A 15,897-nucleotide genomic window follows, 5' to 3' on the forward strand; every position below is an offset into this window, starting at 1 on the left:
GGGTCGAACATGGACATCCGCGCCGCAGAAATCTCCAAGGTCATCCGCGACCAGATCGCCAATTTCGGTACCGAGGCGCAGGTCTCGGAAGTCGGCCAGGTGCTGTCCGTCGGCGACGGCATCGCGCGTATCTGGGGCCTCGACAATGTCGAGGCGGGCGAGATGGTGGAGTTCGCCAACGGCGTGCAGGGCATGGCGCTCAACCTGGAGGCCGACAATGTCGGCGTCGTGATCTTCGGCTCGGACTCGGAGATCAAGGAAGGCGACACCGTTAAGCGCACCGAGACGATCGTCGACGTGCCGATCGGCAAGGGGCTCCTGGGGCGCGTGGTCGACGGCCTCGGCAACCCGATCGATGGCAAGGGTCCGATCGAGTTCACCGAACGCCGCCGCGTCGAGACCAAGGCGCCCGGCATCATCGCGCGCAAGTCGGTGCACGAGCCGATGCAGTCGGGCATCAAGGCGCTCGACGCGCTGGTGCCGGTCGGCCGCGGCCAGCGCGAGCTCATCATCGGCGACCGCCAGACCGGCAAGTCGGCGGTGGCGATCGACGCCTTCATCAACCAGCGCGGTGTGAACGCCGGCAGCGATGAAAAGGCCAAGCTCTACTGCATCTACGTGGCGGTCGGGCAGAAGCGCTCGACGGTGGCGCAGATCGTCCGCCAGCTCGAAGAGAATGGCGCGATGGACTATACCATCGTCGTCGCCGCCACCGCGTCCGATCCGGCGCCGCTCCAGTTCCTGGCGCCCTATACCGGCTGCGCGATGGGTGAGTATTTCCGCGACAACGGCATGCACGGCCTGATCGTGTACGACGACCTCTCGAAGCAGGCCGTCGCGTATCGCCAGATGTCGCTGCTGCTGCGCCGCCCGCCGGGCCGCGAGGCCTATCCGGGCGACGTGTTCTACCTGCACTCGCGCCTGCTGGAACGCGCCGCCAAGCTCAACGACGCGGAAGGCTCGGGCTCGCTCACCGCGCTGCCGATCATCGAGACGCAGGCCGGCGACGTGTCCGCCTACATCCCGACCAACGTGATCTCGATCACCGACGGCCAGATCTTCCTGGAGACGGACCTGTTCTACCAGGGCATCCGCCCGGCCATCAACGTCGGGCTCTCGGTGTCGCGCGTGGGCTCGTCCGCGCAGACCAAGGCGATGAAGAAGGTCGCGGGCTCGATCAAGCTGGAGCTCGCACAGTATCGCGAGATGGCGGCGTTCGCGCAGTTCGGCTCGGACCTCGACGCCTCGACGCAGAAGCTGCTCAACCGCGGCGCGCGGCTGACCGAGCTGCTCAAGCAGCCGCAATTCTCGCCGATGCCGATGGAGGAGCAGGTCGCGTCCATCTACGCGGGCACCAACGGCTATCTCGACGCGGTGCCGGTGGAGGATGTCGTCCGCTTCGAGGAGGCGATGCTCGCCGACCTGCGCACCAACCACAAGGACGTGCTCGACGGCATCCGCACCACCCGCGATCTCGGCGACGACCTCAAGGGCAAGCTCAAGGGCGCGCTCGACGGCTTCGCCAAGACGTTCGCTTAAGCGGCTGGTAGAGGATGCCCAGTCTTAAGGCCCTCAAGGGACGCATCGGCTCGGTCAAGTCGACGCAGAAGATCACCAAGGCCATGAAGATGGTCGCCGCCGCCAAGCTGCGCCGCGCGCAGGAGGCGGCGGAGGCGGGCCGCCCCTACGCCGAGGAGCTGACGCGGGTGATGGCGCGGCTCGCCTCCGGCGTGACGGTCGGTCCGGAGAGCCCGAAGCTGCTCGCGGGCACCGGCAAGGACGACGTCCACCTGCTCGTCGTCGCCACTTCCGAGCGCGGCCTCGCGGGCGCGTTCAACTCGAACATCGTGCGCGCCGCGCGCAAGCGCGCCGATGAACTGATCCGCTCGGGCAAGCAGGTGAAGTTCTACCTCGTCGGCAAGAAGGGCCGAGCGCCGCTGGCCCGCATCTTCCCCGGACTGATCGTGCATCAGGTCGATCAGTCGGCGATCAAGACGGTCGGCTTCCAGGACGCGCTCGACGTCGGCACCGACATCGTGAACCGCTTCGAGGCCGGCGAGTTCGACGTCGCGCACCTGTTCTACGCGCGCTTCCAGTCGGCGCTGGTGCAGGAGCCCACCGAGGTGCAGCTCATCCCCGTCGCGATCCCGTCGGAGGAGAAGCGCGATGGTGCCAAGGACGGCGATCGGCAGGTCGCCGCCTTCGAGTTCGAACCCGACGAGGAGGAGATCCTCGCCGCGCTCCTGCCGCGCAACATCGCGGTGCAGCTCTACCGTGCGTTCCAGGAGAATGCTGCGTCCGAGCAGGGCAGCCGCATGACCGCGATGGATAACGCCACGCGCAACGCCGGCGAGATGATCGGCAAGCTCACCATCCAGTATAACCGCTCGCGCCAGGCGGCGATCACCACCGAGCTGATCGAGATCATCGCCGGCGCCGAAGCGCTCTAAGCTCCAGAAGGCAGGACATACATGGCAACCGCACCCGCACTCACCACCAATTCCGTCGGCCGCATCAGCCAGGTGATCGGCGCGGTCGTCGACGTGTCGTTCGATGGGCCGCTGCCCGCCATCCTCTCGGCGCTCGAGACGCAGAACGAGGGCAAGACGCTCGTCCTCGAGGTCGCGCAGCATCTGGGTGAGAGCACGGTTCGCACCATCGCGATGGATTCGACCGACGGGCTGAAGCGCGGTCAGGAGGTCAACGACACCGGCGCGCAGATCCGCGTGCCGGTCGGCCCCCGGACGCTCGGCCGCATCCTCAACGTCGTCGGCCAGCCGATCGACGAGCGCGGGCCGGTGAACGCCGAGACGACGATGCCGATCCACGCCGAGGCGCCGCCCTTCGTCGACCAGTCGACCGAGACCTCGATCCTCGTCACCGGCATCAAGGTGATCGACCTTCTCGCCCCCTACACCAAGGGTGGCAAGATCGGCCTGTTCGGCGGCGCCGGCGTCGGCAAGACCGTGCTGATCCAGGAGCTCATCAACAACATCGCCAAGGGCCATGGCGGCACGTCGGTGTTCGCGGGCGTGGGCGAGCGTACCCGCGAGGGCAACGACCTCTACCACGAGTTCCTCGACGCGGGCGTCATCGCCAAGGACGCCGACGGCAACCCGACGCCCGAGGGATCGAAGGTGGCGCTGGTGTTCGGCCAGATGAACGAGCCGCCGGGCGCGCGCGCGCGCGTCGCGCTCTCCGGCCTCGCCAACGCGGAGTATTTCCGCGACGTCGAGGGGCAGGACGTGCTGTTCTTCGTCGACAACATCTTCCGCTTCACGCAGGCGGGCGCCGAGGTGTCGGCGCTGCTCGGCCGCATTCCGAGCGCCGTGGGCTATCAGCCCACCCTCTCCACCGACATGGGCGCGCTCCAGGAGCGGATCACGTCGACCAACAAGGGCTCGATCACCTCGGTGCAGGCGATCTACGTGCCCGCCGACGACCTGACCGACCCGGCGCCGGCGACGTCGTTCGCGCACCTGGACGCGACGACCAACCTGTCGCGCGCCATCTCCGAACTCGGCATCTACCCGGCGGTGGACCCGCTCGATTCGACGTCGCGCGCGCTGTCGCCCGCCGTCGTCGGGCAGGAGCATTACGAGGTCGCGCGGCAGGTGCAGGAGACGCTGCAGAAGTATAAGTCGCTGCAGGACATCATCGCCATCCTCGGCATGGACGAGCTCTCCGAGGACGACAAGCGGACGGTCTCCCGTGCGCGGAAGATCCAGCGCTTCCTGTCGCAGCCCTTCCACGTCGCGGAGGTGTTCACCGGCATCTCGGGCAAGTTCGTGTCGATCGAGGACACCGTCCGATCGTTCAAGGCCGTGGTGAACGGCGATCATGACGACCTGCCGGAGGGGGCCTTCTACATGGTCGGCTCGATCGACGAGGCGGTCGAGAAGGCCAAGAAGCTGGCCGACGCCGCCTGACCCCCGCCCCGGCGATCAACGTCGGGCGGCTCGCCCTTAGAGAGAGCACATGGCCAACCTCCATTTCGAGCTCGTTACCCCCGAGCGGCGCGTCCGCTCCGAGGAGGTGTTCATGGTCGTCGTGCCCGGCACCGAGGGCGACTTCGGCGTGCTGGCCGGCCATGCGCCGATGATGTCCACGGTGCGCGACGGCGAACTGACCGTTTATTCCGCGCAGAACAGCGTCTCGGCGCGGATCCGCGTCGAGGGCGGCTTCGCCGAGGTGACGGACAAGGGCCTGACGGTGCTGGCCGAGAAGGTGGAAGTCGCAGCCTGAGAGGCTTGGCGCGTCGGCGGGACGGCGGGACGGCGGCAGCCGCGCTCACGCATAGCCTTAACTTCGGTTTCACCACCGCCGCCTAAGCAGGTCTCTCCACGGGGGCCGCGCTGATGTTGGACGCTTCGATCGCTCGCGGGAACCTGCCCGCTCCGACCCGCCTGCTCGTGACGATGCCCGAGCGCCTGAAACGCCACTGGCCGGAGGCGTCGGGCGCGCTCACAGCCCTGCTGGTCGCGGCGCTCTTCTCGGCCATCGATCCCTGTCCCGACGTGGCCTGGCAGCTCTGGATCGGGCGTCAGCTCCTCCACGGGGCGCGCTTCTACGTCGACATCGTCGAGACCAACCCGCCGCTCTGGTTCTGGATGGCGATCCCAATCGACTGGATGGCGGGGCTCGCCGGAGCCCGTGCTTCCACGGTGATGGTCGCAGCGATGGGGATCGCGTCCGCGTTGAGCGTCGTCGCCACGGGCCGACTGCTGGGCGACACGCCCGCGCCCACCCGCGCGGCGCTGCTGAGCTACGCCGCCCTGACGCTCATGCTGATGCCCTTGCTCGATCTGGGCCAGCGCGAACACGTCCTCCTGATCGGCGCCGTGCCCTACGCGATGCTGGCCGGCTGCCGACACGAGCAGCGGGACATCCCGTTGCTGCTCGCCGTCGCCATCGGCATCGGCGGAGCCGCCGGCTTCGCGCTCAAACATTACTTCCTGATCTCCCCCGCCTTGATCGAGCTTTGGCTTCTCGCGTCCTTGCGCCGGGACTACCGTCCCCTGCGTCCCGAGACAGTGGCGCTGACCGCTTTCGGATCGATCTACGCCGCCGCCGTCCTGATCCTGACGCCAGCTTACCTGCGCGACATCGTTCCCATGCTGCGGCTCGGCTACGGCGCGTTGCAAGCGCGTCATCTCGGCGAAATGATCCGCATGACCCAATACTACTGGGCGCTCATGGCCGCGCTCCTGCTCGTCCGCGCCGACCTCCTCCTGCGGACACCGCGTGCGCTGGCCTTCGCGGTCATGGCGGTAGGTTTCGCGGCGGCGTGGCTTATCCAGTTCAAGGGGTGGCACAATCACGAGGCGCCGGTCACCGGGTGCCTGATGTTGGCGATCGCCTTGCTCGTAGCCGAGCATTGGCGAACGCTTCGTTCCAGCGTCTGGGTCGCCGCTCCTACGCTGTTGGTGATGCCGTTCGTCTACGCGGCACACGTCACGCCCCTTCGTGATCCCTTCGAACCTGTCACCCGGCCCATGCTGGTCGGGCTGGAGCAGAAGGACGCCGTTGCCTTCGTCAGCGAGAACTCGATGTATGCATGGCCGCTGACGCTGAACCGCGGGTTTCGCTATCCCAGCCGGCAATATGGCTTGCTGCTGTTGAGGGGGCTGTTCGAGCCGGGCCCGAAGGATCCGGCCCTCGTCCGGCTTGGGCGCAGGATCGTCGAGGAGACGGCGCAGGACTATAGTTGCGCGCAGCCAGTCCGGATCATCTTTGACCAGCACGACCGCGGCGGGTTCGACATGGAGGGCTTCTTCCGGTCCAGCCCTCGCTTCGAGCGGCTCATGCGGCATTATCGCCTGATCGGGCGCTACCACAGCTTCGAAGTCTACCAACGGATCGCGCCGTTCCCAGCGCCGCCGGCGGGCACCTGCCGGCGAGTCGTATAGCCAGTGTCGGCACCGACGAGGTTAGGCCTTCCTTAGTCCTTGTTGGTCATCATCCGATCGATAATCGCAGAGGGCATGACGGACGATGAGCGCATTCGGCAGGCGCAGCGGCGCTTCGGGGGCGACGGGATCGCGACCCGCCTTCGGCGTCGCGCGGCCGATGCACGTTCCGGAGCCGGGCGGCGGCCAATTTCCCCCGGTGGACGCGGTTCCGCTGCCGGCGGCACCTGCACCCGAGCTCTCGCAGACGACATCGGACGCGATGGCGCGTCTCGCCAGCCGGCAGGACGGATCGGGCGACGCCGCCTCCTCCCGCGTCGAGGGCTTCGATGCGTCGGTTCACAAGATCAAGGAGCAGGTGCTGCCCCGCCTGCTGGAGCGCGTCGATCCAGAAGCGGCCGCGACGCTCAGCAAGGACGAACTCGCCGAGGAATTTCGCCCGATCATCGGCGAGGTGCTCCGCGAGCTCAAGATCAACCTCAACCGGCGCGAGCAGTTCGCGCTGGAGAAGGTGCTGGTCGACGAGCTGCTCGGCTACGGCCCCCTCGAGGAGCTGCTTTCCGATCCCGATATCTCGGACATCATGGTCAACGGCCCCGAGCAGACCTTCGTGGAAAAGAAGGGCCGGCTGGAGATCGCGCCGATCAGCTTCCGCGACGAGCAGCACCTGTTTCAGATCGCGCAGCGCATCGTCAACAAGGTCGGCCGGCGCGTCGACCAGACCACGCCGCTCGCCGACGCGCGCCTTCCCGACGGCAGCCGCGTCAACGTCATCGTGCCGCCCTTGTCGCTGCGCGGCACCGCCATCTCAATCCGCAAATTCTCCGCCAAGCCGATCACCATCGACATGATGGCGGGCTTCGGCAGCATGTCGCCGCAGATGGCGACCGCGCTCAAGATCGCGGGTGCCAGCCGCTTCAACATCATCATCTCGGGCGGCACCGGCTCGGGCAAGACGACGATGCTCAACGCGCTCTCCAAGATGATCGACCCCGGCGAGCGCGTGCTGACGATCGAGGACGCGGCCGAGCTCCGCCTCCAGCAGCCGCACTGGCTGCCGCTGGAGACACGCCCGCCCAACCTGGAGGGCCAGGGAGAAATCTCGATCCGCGACCTCGTCAAGAACGCGCTGCGTATGCGCCCGGATCGCATCATCCTGGGCGAGATCAGAGGTGCTGAGTGCTTCGACATGCTCAGCGCCATGAACACCGGCCACGACGGATCGATGTGCACGCTCCACTCCAACTCCCCGCGCGAGGCCCTGGCGCGCATGGAGAACATGGTGATGATGAGCGACATCAAGGTGCCCAAGGAGGCGATCAGCCGCCAGATCGCGGACTCGGTGGACCTCATCATCCAGGTGAAGCGCCTGCGCGACGGATCGCGCCGCGTCACCAACGTCACCGAGGTGATCGGGATGGAGGGCCCGGTGATCGTGACGCAGGAGCTGTTCAAGTTCGAGTATATGGACGAGGGCCAGGACGGCAAGATCGTCGGCGAGTACAGGTCGGCGGGCCTGCGCCCCTACACGCTCGACAAAGCGCGGCAGTACGGGTTCGATCAGCCGCTGCTCGAAGCCTGCCTATGATGGAGGCGGCGATCGCCGGCGTTCCGCCGCGCGAGCGCCCCTTCGCCGCCCCGCAGCGGTTCGTCCGCGCGCACCCGCTCGCGCTGATCGTGGCGCTCGGCCTCGCTTTCCGGCTGGCGCTGCTCGCCACCCCGCGCTCCTACTTTCCAGACGAGATCTTCCAGTATCTGGAGGCCGCGCACCGGCTCGTCTTCGGCGTCGGCGTGGTGCCGTGGGAATATCGGTTCGGCATCCGCAGCTGGCTGGTGCCGCTGCTGCTCGCGGGGCCGATGGCGGCGGGTGGCTGGCTTCGCCCCGATGGCGTCGCCTACCTGCTGCTGCCCAAGCTGCTGGTCGTGCTGGTCTCGCTCGGCTCGATCGTCGCGGCGGCCCGGATCGGCGCTCGCCTGTCGCCCCGCCACGGGCTCTACGGCGCGTTCGCGATGGCGATCTGGTCGGAAACCGCGCTGTTCGGGACACAAGCGCTCACCGAGGCGCTGGCCGTACCGCTGGTGCTTGGCGGCGCGGCGCTGCTCGAGACGCCGGGCGCACGATCACGGACGATCGCCATCGCAGGCGCGCTGCTCGCGCTCGCCGTCGTGGTGCGGTTCCAATATGCGCCGGCGGTGGCGGCGCTCGTCGCGATCGCGTGTCGAATCGATCGGCGACGCTGGCTGCTGGCGGCGGCGGGCGGCGGCGCGGTGCTCGTCGCCGCGGGCGGGCTCGACATGGCGATGGGACAGTGGCCGTTCGGCTGGATCGTCGAGAACTTCCACCAGAATATCGGTCTCAAGCGCTCGCACGCGTGGGTCGACGGGCCGGGCTTCTATCCGCTGGCGATCGCCGCCGCCTTCGGCGCGACGCTGCTGCCGGCGTGGGCGCTCGCGCGGCTGGTGGCGCGGCGCTTCCCCGCGCTCGTCGCCTGCGCGATCACCAACGTGGCGGTGCACACGCTGATCGCGCACAAGGAATATCGCTACGTCCTGCTCTCGACGTCGATCCTGGTCCTGCTCGCCGGCATCGCCACGCCCGACGCGATCGACGCGGCGCGGCGGCGCTTCGGCATGGGCGGATGGGCCGCGATCGCGGTCGCCGCTTGGCTCGCCTGCTCGGGCGCGGTGCTGGCCTGCGGGCTGCGCTCTGGAGGCTGGGATCGGGTGACACCCGCGCTCCAGGCCTTCGCGGCGCTTCGCCAGGCGCCCGGATGCGGCGTGGCGCTGCTCGGCCGGGACTGGACGGACAGCGGCGGCTACACCTACCTCCACCGGCCGGTGCCGCTCTACATTCCCGACGACGGCAGCGTGCCCCCGGCGAGCTGGATCGCGCGGGCGGGCGCCGGCTTCGACCTGATCGTGGCGCCCGCGCGGCTTGGCTCCGCGCTTCCCTCTGATTACCGGCGCACGACCTGTTTCGGCGCAGGCCAAGCCTGCCTTTACCGGCGGTCGGGCGGCTGCGACGCGCGTGCGGCGTCGGGTTCCGCCATCAATTGGGTGCTGATCCGGCTCGATCGCTAGGCTTGCCAGCGCGGGTGCGAACCGGCAGCATCGCGGACGTTCCTCTCGGGAGACCCGCCTTGCGCGCACTCGTCGCCATCATGCCCCTTGCCGCCGCCGTCGCGACCATGGCGGTCGCCGCGCCGAAGAAGGCTCCCGCGCCGGCCGTCGCGCCCAAGAAAGCCGCGCCCACGGTCGCCGCCGCGGGCCACATCAAGGTCGATCCCGCGATCGCGCGCGCCGTCGCCGATCCCGGCCGCAGCGCCGCCGACCGCGCGCGCGACAAGTATCGCCATCCGGCCGAGACGCTGAGCTTCTTCGGGCTCAAACCCGGCATGACGGTGGTGGAGATGCTGCCGGGCGGTGGCTGGTACTCCGCCATCCTCGCGCCCACCCTGGCGGCGGAGGGCCGCTACGTCGCCGCCGTTCCGCCGGGCAAGGCGACCGAGAGCTTCAACGCGCTCGTGGCGGGCGATCAGCCCCGCTACGGCAAGGCGGCGATCGTCACCTACACGCCCGGCCAGCAGACCGAGCTGGTGCCCGCCGGCACCGCGGACATGGTGCTCACCTTCCGCAACATCCACAACCTGCTGGGCGAACCCGGGCAGCCCGGCGACGGCGACGCCCCGCAGGCCTTCGCCGACTGGTTCCGCGCGCTGAAGCCGGGCGGCACGCTCGGCATCGAGGAGCATCGGCTTCCCGAACCGAGCGACGCCGCACTCGAAAAAACCAACGGCTACGTCAAGCGATCGACCGTGATCCGGCTGGCGATGGCGGCAGGCTTCCGGCTGGAGGGCGCGAGCGACGTCAACGCCAATCCCAAGGACGACCACGATCATCCCAAGGGCGTGTGGACGCTGCCGCCCACCTTCGCGCTGGGAGATCAGGATCGTGCGAAGTACGCCGCGATCGGCGAGAGCGACCGCATGACGCTGCGCTTCGTCAAGCCGCAGGCGGGCGGCTGAGCGGCGGCTCAGCTTCCCATCTTGTCGATCTTGTTCTGCAGCGCGGCGAGCTGCGCCTTGAGCGCGGCGATATCCTCGGCCCCGCCGGCCGGCGGCGCCGCAGATTTGTCGCCGGCCGTCTCCGGCTTGAACGCGCCTGCGGCGGCCTCGAACATCGCCATGTTGCGCTTGGTGATCTCGGCGAAGGGGCCGCCAGAGAAGGCGCCCTCCATCGCGGTGCGGAACTGCGCCTGATTGCGGCGGAACGCCTCCATCGACGCCTCGAGATATTGCGGCACCATCGACTGCATCGAGTCGCCGTACAGCGCGATCAGCTGGCGCAGGAAGCTGACGGGCAGCAGCGTCTGGCCGCGCGTCTCCTCGTCCATGATGATCTGCGTCAGCACCGCGTGAGTGATGTCCTCGTCGGTGCGCGCGTCGAGCACCTTGAAATCGCGCCCGTCGCGCGTCATCGCGGCGAGATGTTCGAGCGTGATGTAGCTCGACGTCTCGGTGTTGTAGAGGCGCCGGTTCGCGTATTTCTTGATGATGACCGTATCGGACGTCGACGCGGACCTGGCCATGACCATTCCTCCCGAACGCGGTGACGCGCCCATCTTTCGCTACGGCCTATCATCGAACGATGATGCGCCGCAACACAAGCCCCGTCCGCTCCCGCTGTTCCTGGCGATGTTGCGCAGCGAGACAGAAGGAGACGGCGCGCGCGCCGAAGCCGCGCTCGCGGGGCTGCGCGCCTATCAGCAGGCCGAGCGTCCTGCCCCGCCCGTTCCGCCCGTCACGGCGGCGCGCGAGGGCCGCGCGCGACTGCTCGACTATGGCGGCGAGGGGCGGCCGATCGTCGTCGTTCCCTCGATCATCAATGGGCCGCAGGTGCTCGACCTGCTGCCCGAGGCCTCGTTCCTGCGCTGGCTGGCGACGCAAGGCGTGCGCCCGCTGCTGGTCGATTGGGGCGAACCGGGTGCCGACGAGCGCGAGCTGTCGATCGCCGGCCATGTCGAGGAGATGCTGCTTCCCATGCTGCGCAGCATCGACGGCGATGCTGCGCTTGCGGGCTATTGCCTAGGCGGCACGATGGCGCTCGCCGCCGCCGCGATCGAGCGCCCGCACGCGCTGGCGCTGATCGCCGCGCCGTGGCGCTTCTCGGGCTTTGGCCACGAGGCGCGCGCCGGCCTCGGCGAGTTGTGGCAGGCGGCAAGGGCAACGGCGGAGGCGATCGGTCTGCTGCCGCTGGAGGTGCTGCAGGCGGGCTTCTGGGGGCTCGACCCCGCGCGCACGATCGACAAGTTCGTCCGCTTTAGTGCGCGGGCGGCGAACGCGGCGGCGGTGCGGCAGTTCGTCGCGCTGGAGGACTGGGCGAACGGCGGCCCGCCGCTGACGCTCGCCGCCGGGCGCGAGCTCGTGGAGGAGCTGTTCGGACGAGACGTCACCGGCACCGGAGCATGGCGCGTCGCGGGCCGCGCGATCGATCCGGCGGTGATCGGCTGCCCGGTGCTCGACATCCGCTCCACCACCGACCGCATCGTCCCCGCCGCCAGCGCCGCCGGCATCGGGCGGCCGCTGGAGCTGTCGCTCGGCCATGTCGGCATGATCGTCGGCGGTCGTGCGCGCACCAGCCTGTGGGAGCCGCTCGCCGCCTTCCTGCGCGATCCGGCCTAGCGGATCGGCCCCTCGGAGCGGCCCTGGACGAACTGGTCCACATAGGGATTGCCGCTGTCGTAGAGCCGGTCGCGCGGGCCGTGCCACACGATGCGGCCCTGGTAGAGCATCGCCACCCGGTTTGCGATCGTGCGCGCCGAGACCATGTCGTGCGTGATGGTGAGCGCGGTCACGCCGAGATCGCCGGTAAGCGAGCAGATCAGATTATTGATCTGGTCGGCGCGGATCGGATCGAGCCCGGTGGTGGGTTCGTCGAAGAAGATGATGTCGGGGCGCGGCGCGATCGCGCGGGCGAGCGCCACGCGCTTCTGCATGCCGCCCGAGAGTTCGTTGGGGCGGAGATCCAGGATGTCGGGGCCGAGGCCCACTCGCTCGATATTCTCCTCGGCGACGCGGCGCATCTTTGCGGCCTCGCGCCTGCGGCCCTTGGTGAGGCCGAAGGTGACGTTGCGCCACACCGGCATCGAATCGAACAACGCGCCGCCCTGGAACAGCATCCCGAACTTGGCGCGGATGCGGGCGAGGTCGCGGTCACCCGCGCCGACCACCTCCTCGCCATCGACCATGATCGATCCTGCGTCCGCCTGGAGGAGGCCCAGGATGCACTTCAGCGTCACCGACTTGCCCGTTCCCGAACCGCCGATGATCGCCACAGACTCGCCGGGCTCGATCGCCAGGTTGACGCCGTCGAGCACGACCTTCTCACCGAACCGCTTGGCGACGTTGGCCAGCCGGATCTTGGGCGCACCCGGCATCAGCCGAACGCCAGGATAGTGATGAGCAGGTCCGAGAACAGGATCAGCATGAAGGCGGAGACCACTGCATCGGTGGTCGCGCGGCCGACGCCGGCGGCACCCCCGGCGGTGCGGAACCCGTTATAGCAGCCCATCAGCGCGATCACGAAGCCGAACACGGCGGCCTTCACCACCGACATCCAGACGTCCTCGACGAACAGGTATTTGCGCGTCGTCGTGAGATAGGTCGCGGGGTTGAAGCCGAGCTTCCACACCGACAGCAGGTAGCCGCCCATGATGCCGATGACGTTGGCGACGAGCACCATCGCGGGCAGCGCGATCGTGGCGGCGACGATGCGCGGCGCGATCAGGTAGCGATAGGCGTCGGTGCGCAGCGTCGTCATCGCGTCGAGCTGCTCGGTGACGCGCATGGTGCCGAGCTCGGCCGCCATCGCGGAGGCGACGCGGCCCGCCACCATCAGCCCGACGAGCACGGGGCCGAGCTCGCGCACGATGCCGAACACGACGACGGCGGGCACGGTCGATTCCGCGTCGAAGCGAGAACCGCCGGTGTAGATCTGCTGGGCGAGCGCGGAGCCCGTGAAGATCGCGGTGAGGCCGACGACGGGCAGCGAGTCCCAGCCGATCGCCCTGAGCTGCGACACGAAGCGCGCGGGATAATAAGGCGGCGTCACCGCGCGGACGAGCGCGGTGAAGGCGAAGCTGGTGACTCGCCCGACGGTAGCGAGCAGGCCGAGCACCAGGCGACCGACCGCAGCCACGGCGAGGATCAGGGTTGCAGGGAGGCTCATGTCCAGCGGCGCTGATAGCGGCGGCCGAGCGCGGTCAGCAACTCATATTGCGATAGCCCGGAGGCGGCCGACGCGGCGCCGAGGTCGGGATCGAGGGCCAGCCAGTCGCCCTCCGTCACGTCGGTGCCGGTGGCGTCGACCGCGAGCAGGTCCATCGAGACGCGGCCGACGACGGGCAGCGCGCGGTCGCCCGCGAACACGCGGCCCGCATTGGAGAAACCCCGCAGGTAGCCGTCGGCGTAGCCGATGTTGAGGATCGCGACGTGCGCGTCGCCTCCCGCCGTCCACGTCGCGCCGTAGCCGACCGTCTCGCCGGCCGGCACGCGCCGGCATTGCAGCACCTGCGCCTCGATCCGCATGACGGGCTGGATGGCGCCCCCCGCCTCGGCGCGGGGAACGCCGCCGTACAGCGCCAGTCCAGGACGCGTGAGATCGAAGGCATAGTCCGCGCCCAGGCAGATGCCGGCCGAGTTGGCGAGGCTGGCACGCCGCGCCGGCACGCATGCCGCGACCGCGGCGAAGGCGTCTCGCTGGCGGCTTGCGAAAGCGGTATCCGCCTCGTCGGCGCTGGCGAGGTGGCTCATCAGCGTTTCGATGGCGACCCCCTTCAGGCAGCCCGCCTCCTCCGGCCTGAGGCCGAGCCGGTTCATGCCGGTATCGATCATCGCGTCGCAAGCGCCGCCGCCCGCCGCCTTCCAGCGTGCCACCTGCGGGGGCGAGTTGAGGACGGGCCGCGCGGGCGAGGCCAGCGCATAGGCCACATCCTCCTCGCGTACCCCGTGGAGCACCGACAGGGCCACGCCGTCGGGCAAGTCGCCCAGCGCCGCCGCCTCTCCCCAGCTCGACACGAACAGGTCGCGACAGCCCGCGCGGATCAAGCGGGCGGCCACCTCGCGCGCGCCGAGGCCGTAGCCGTCCGCCTTCACCGCCGCGCCACAGGCCGCGCCACCGCCCCGTGTCCGCAGCCAGCGCCAGTTGGCGACGAGCGCGTCGCCGTCGCACGTCAGGCGTAGCGCGGGAGGAACTTCAGGCGCGGACAGGGGGGGCGGGGACACCGGGGCGCAGTAACGGCGGCCCCGCGGCTAGTCGAGGTCGGCGCCGCGCGTCTCGGGCAGCCAGAAGATCGTCACGACCAGCGCCATCGCCACCACCGCGAAGGTGTACCACAGGCCGGCGAACGGGTTGCCGGTGCGCGCGACGATATACTGGCTGATGAACGGCAGGAACCCGCCGAAATAGCCGGTGCCGATATGATAGGGGATCGACATCGAGGAGTAGCGCACGCGGGCCGGGAACAGCTCCGCCAGCAGCGCCGCCACCGGCCCGTAGGTCATGCCCGAGAGGAAGCCGAGCAACGCCACCGCGAGCACGATCAGCACCGCGCCGCCCGGCGTGGGCCGAACCTTGTCCACCGTCCACCCCGCGCTCTCCAGCGCGGCGTCGATTCCGGCGTTGCTGTGATCCATAACCACGCGGCCGCCCACCGTCACCGCGACGCCCGGCGTCTTCGCCTTGGTGTAGGTGACGCCGCGACCGGCGAGATGATCGAGGATCTTCGCGCACGCGGTCTCCTGCCCGTGCATCGCGAACGGGTTGTAGCGGCAGTCCGGCCCCGAGACGACGACCGGCGATCGCCGCGCCGCCTCCTTCATGCCCGGGTTGGCGCCCGCCGCGAGCAGGTGGAAGAGCGGGAAGAGCAGCACCAGCGTCAGCGCGTAGCCGACGACGATCGACGGCTTGCGCCCGATCCTGTCCGACAGCGAGCCGAACAGGATGAACCAGCCGAGCGAGATCGCCGCCCCGACGCCGACCAGCGCGCGCGTCCACGTATCCTGCAGCCGCATCGCGTTCTGGAGAAAGTAGAGCGCGCTGAACTGCGCCGTGTACCAGATCACCGTCAGACCCGCCGCCACGCCGAACAGCGCGACGACGATGCGCTTTACGTTCTCGCGATCGGCGAAGCTCTCGCGCAGCGGGTTGCGCGCGATCTTGCCGGCCGCCTTCATCGCCTTGAACACCGGGCTCTCGGCGAGCTTCAGCCGCATCCACAGCGACACGGCGAGCAGCAGCAGCGAGAACAGGAAAGGCAGCCGCCAAGCCCATGCGTTCCACTGGGAGGCGCTGACGAACGCCTGCGTCGCCAGTACGACGACGAGGCTGAGCAGGAAGCCCCCGATCACGCTCGCTTGAATGAAGCTGGTGTAGAAGCCGCGCTTGGCTTTGGGCGCGTGCTCGGCGACGTAGATCGTGGCGCCGCCATATTCTCCGCCCAGCGCCAGCCCCTGCGCGATGCGGAGCAGGATGAGGATGACCGGCGCCGCCTCGCCGATCGTGGCGAAGCCGGGCACCAGGCCGATCGCGGCGGTGGAGAGCCCCATCACGGCGACCGTGACGAGGAAGGTGTATTTGCGCCCGAGCCTGTCGCCCAGATAGCCGAAGATCGCGGCGCCCAAAGGCCGCATCCCAAAGCCGATGCCGAATGTCGCCAGCACCAGCAGGAACTGCGCCGTCTCGCTACCCGCCGGGAAGAAGGCCTTGCCGATGATCGGCGCGAGCGTGCCGTAGATGAAGAAGTCGTACCACTCGAACACGGTGCCGAGCGACGACGCGGCGATCACCAGCCGCGCGCGCGCCGCGCCGATCGTCCCGCCCGCCTGTGCCGCTTCGTCCGCCATCATGCCCCCTGACCTTCGAACGAGCATAGCAGAGGGCCCCCGCCGCGAAAGGGCGGTGGCGGTTGAACGCGCCCGGCATCGCCCGT

The 15,897-nt window shown here is 69.1% G+C and carries 14 protein-coding genes; 9 read left to right on the forward strand and 5 right to left on the reverse strand.

What is annotated here, in order from left to right:
- Positions 1 to 9 precede the first annotated feature (9 nt).
- The 8 genes from atpA to ACOFKX_RS14370 all read left to right on the forward strand — a co-directional run bounded on the left by atpA (position 10) and on the right by ACOFKX_RS14370 (position 9,934).
- A complete protein-coding gene (gene atpA, locus ACOFKX_RS14335) occupies positions 10 to 1,539 on the forward strand; it encodes a F0F1 ATP synthase subunit alpha (RefSeq protein ID WP_419827753.1) in 1,530 nt (509 codons plus the stop codon).
- 14 nt (positions 1,540 to 1,553) lie between these two features.
- Positions 1,554 to 2,450, forward strand: a complete 897-nt coding sequence (locus tag ACOFKX_RS14340) for a F0F1 ATP synthase subunit gamma (protein WP_419827754.1) — start codon at positions 1,554 to 1,556, stop codon at positions 2,448 to 2,450.
- Positions 2,451 to 2,471: 21 nt separating this feature from the next.
- Positions 2,472 to 3,929: a F0F1 ATP synthase subunit beta gene (gene atpD / locus ACOFKX_RS14345; protein ID WP_419827755.1), complete on the forward strand. Its 1,458-nt coding sequence runs from the start codon at positions 2,472 to 2,474 to the stop codon at positions 3,927 to 3,929.
- Between the two features lie 49 nt (positions 3,930 to 3,978).
- Entirely contained in the window at positions 3,979 to 4,245 is a 267-nt protein-coding gene (locus ACOFKX_RS14350) for an ATP synthase F1 subunit epsilon (protein ID WP_419827756.1), read from the forward strand.
- Positions 4,246 to 4,358: 113 nt separating this feature from the next.
- A complete protein-coding gene (locus tag ACOFKX_RS14355) occupies positions 4,359 to 5,909 on the forward strand; it encodes a hypothetical protein (protein WP_419827757.1) in 1,551 nt (516 codons plus the stop codon).
- A gap of 85 nt (positions 5,910 to 5,994) precedes the next feature.
- A complete protein-coding gene (locus tag ACOFKX_RS14360) occupies positions 5,995 to 7,497 on the forward strand; it encodes a CpaF family protein (protein ID WP_419827758.1) in 1,503 nt (500 codons plus the stop codon).
- Positions 7,497 to 8,990, forward strand: a complete 1,494-nt coding sequence (locus ACOFKX_RS14365) for a hypothetical protein (protein ID WP_419827759.1) — start codon at positions 7,497 to 7,499, stop codon at positions 8,988 to 8,990. The genes ACOFKX_RS14360 and ACOFKX_RS14365 overlap by 1 nt, the downstream gene beginning before the upstream one ends.
- 59 nt (positions 8,991 to 9,049) lie before the next feature.
- Positions 9,050 to 9,934 carry a class I SAM-dependent methyltransferase gene (locus ACOFKX_RS14370; RefSeq protein ID WP_419827760.1) on the forward strand — a complete coding sequence of 295 codons (885 nt, stop codon included), beginning with the start codon at positions 9,050 to 9,052 and terminating at the stop codon, positions 9,932 to 9,934.
- Between the two features lie 8 nt (positions 9,935 to 9,942).
- Here the strand turns inward: ACOFKX_RS14370 and phaR are convergent, their stop codons facing one another.
- Positions 9,943 to 10,497: a polyhydroxyalkanoate synthesis repressor PhaR gene (phaR, locus tag ACOFKX_RS14375; RefSeq protein ID WP_419827761.1), complete on the reverse strand. Its 555-nt coding sequence runs from the start codon at positions 10,495 to 10,497 to the stop codon at positions 9,943 to 9,945.
- Between phaR and ACOFKX_RS14380 the strand changes: the two genes are divergently transcribed.
- The gene (locus ACOFKX_RS14380; RefSeq protein WP_419827762.1) at positions 10,496 to 11,590 is read left to right on the forward strand and encodes an alpha/beta hydrolase; all 1,095 of its coding nucleotides are present in this window, start codon (positions 10,496 to 10,498) and stop codon (positions 11,588 to 11,590) included. The two genes, phaR and ACOFKX_RS14380, sit on opposite strands and share 2 nt — an antisense overlap.
- Here the strand turns inward: ACOFKX_RS14380 and ACOFKX_RS14385 are convergent.
- From ACOFKX_RS14385 to ACOFKX_RS14400, 4 genes are read right to left on the reverse strand one after another with little or no spacing between them, the layout of a single operon-like run.
- Positions 11,587 to 12,345, reverse strand: a complete 759-nt coding sequence (locus tag ACOFKX_RS14385) for an ABC transporter ATP-binding protein (RefSeq protein ID WP_419827763.1) — start codon at positions 12,343 to 12,345, stop codon at positions 11,587 to 11,589. The genes ACOFKX_RS14380 and ACOFKX_RS14385 overlap by 4 nt on opposite strands.
- Complete coding sequence (locus tag ACOFKX_RS14390; RefSeq protein WP_419827764.1) at positions 12,345 to 13,136, reverse strand: MlaE family ABC transporter permease; 792 nt, start codon at positions 13,134 to 13,136, stop codon at positions 12,345 to 12,347. Before ACOFKX_RS14390 ends, ACOFKX_RS14385 begins: the two co-directional genes overlap by 1 nt.
- Positions 13,133 to 14,191: an alanine racemase gene (gene alr / locus ACOFKX_RS14395; protein ID WP_419827765.1), complete on the reverse strand. Its 1,059-nt coding sequence runs from the start codon at positions 14,189 to 14,191 to the stop codon at positions 13,133 to 13,135. The genes ACOFKX_RS14390 and alr overlap by 4 nt, the downstream gene beginning before the upstream one ends.
- Positions 14,192 to 14,218: 27 nt before the next feature.
- Positions 14,219 to 15,811: an MFS transporter gene (locus ACOFKX_RS14400; RefSeq protein WP_419827766.1), complete on the reverse strand. Its 1,593-nt coding sequence runs from the start codon at positions 15,809 to 15,811 to the stop codon at positions 14,219 to 14,221.
- Between the last annotated feature and the right edge of the window lie 86 nt (positions 15,812 to 15,897).

Origin of the sequence: Sphingomonas sp. (assembly GCF_965200105.1) — a bacterium.
Lineage (GTDB): Bacteria > Pseudomonadota > Alphaproteobacteria > Sphingomonadales > Sphingomonadaceae > Solisphingomonas.

Bases quoted from the DNA above. Each gene is read 5' to 3' on its own strand.
- ACOFKX_RS14400 (WP_419827766.1), bottom strand. From the start codon at position 15,811: ATGGCGGACGAAGCGGCACAGGCGGGCGGGACGATCGGCGCGGCGCGC.
- ACOFKX_RS14350 (WP_419827756.1), top strand. From the start codon at position 3,979: ATGGCCAACCTCCATTTCGAGCTCGTTACCCCCGAGCGGCGCGTCCGC.
- ACOFKX_RS14340 (WP_419827754.1), top strand. From the start codon at position 1,554: ATGCCCAGTCTTAAGGCCCTCAAGGGACGCATCGGCTCGGTCAAGTCG.
- ACOFKX_RS14385 (WP_419827763.1), bottom strand. From the start codon at position 12,345: ATGCCGGGTGCGCCCAAGATCCGGCTGGCCAACGTCGCCAAGCGGTTC.
- phaR (WP_419827761.1), bottom strand. From the start codon at position 10,497: ATGGCCAGGTCCGCGTCGACGTCCGATACGGTCATCATCAAGAAATAC.
- ACOFKX_RS14390 (WP_419827764.1), bottom strand. From the start codon at position 13,136: ATGAGCCTCCCTGCAACCCTGATCCTCGCCGTGGCTGCGGTCGGTCGC.
- atpD (WP_419827755.1), top strand. From the start codon at position 2,472: ATGGCAACCGCACCCGCACTCACCACCAATTCCGTCGGCCGCATCAGC.
- ACOFKX_RS14355 (WP_419827757.1), top strand. From the start codon at position 4,359: ATGTTGGACGCTTCGATCGCTCGCGGGAACCTGCCCGCTCCGACCCGC.
- atpA (WP_419827753.1), top strand. From the start codon at position 10: ATGGACATCCGCGCCGCAGAAATCTCCAAGGTCATCCGCGACCAGATC.
- ACOFKX_RS14380 (WP_419827762.1), top strand. From the start codon at position 10,496: ATGACCATTCCTCCCGAACGCGGTGACGCGCCCATCTTTCGCTACGGC.
- ACOFKX_RS14365 (WP_419827759.1), top strand. From the start codon at position 7,497: ATGGAGGCGGCGATCGCCGGCGTTCCGCCGCGCGAGCGCCCCTTCGCC.
- ACOFKX_RS14360 (WP_419827758.1), top strand. From the start codon at position 5,995: ATGAGCGCATTCGGCAGGCGCAGCGGCGCTTCGGGGGCGACGGGATCG.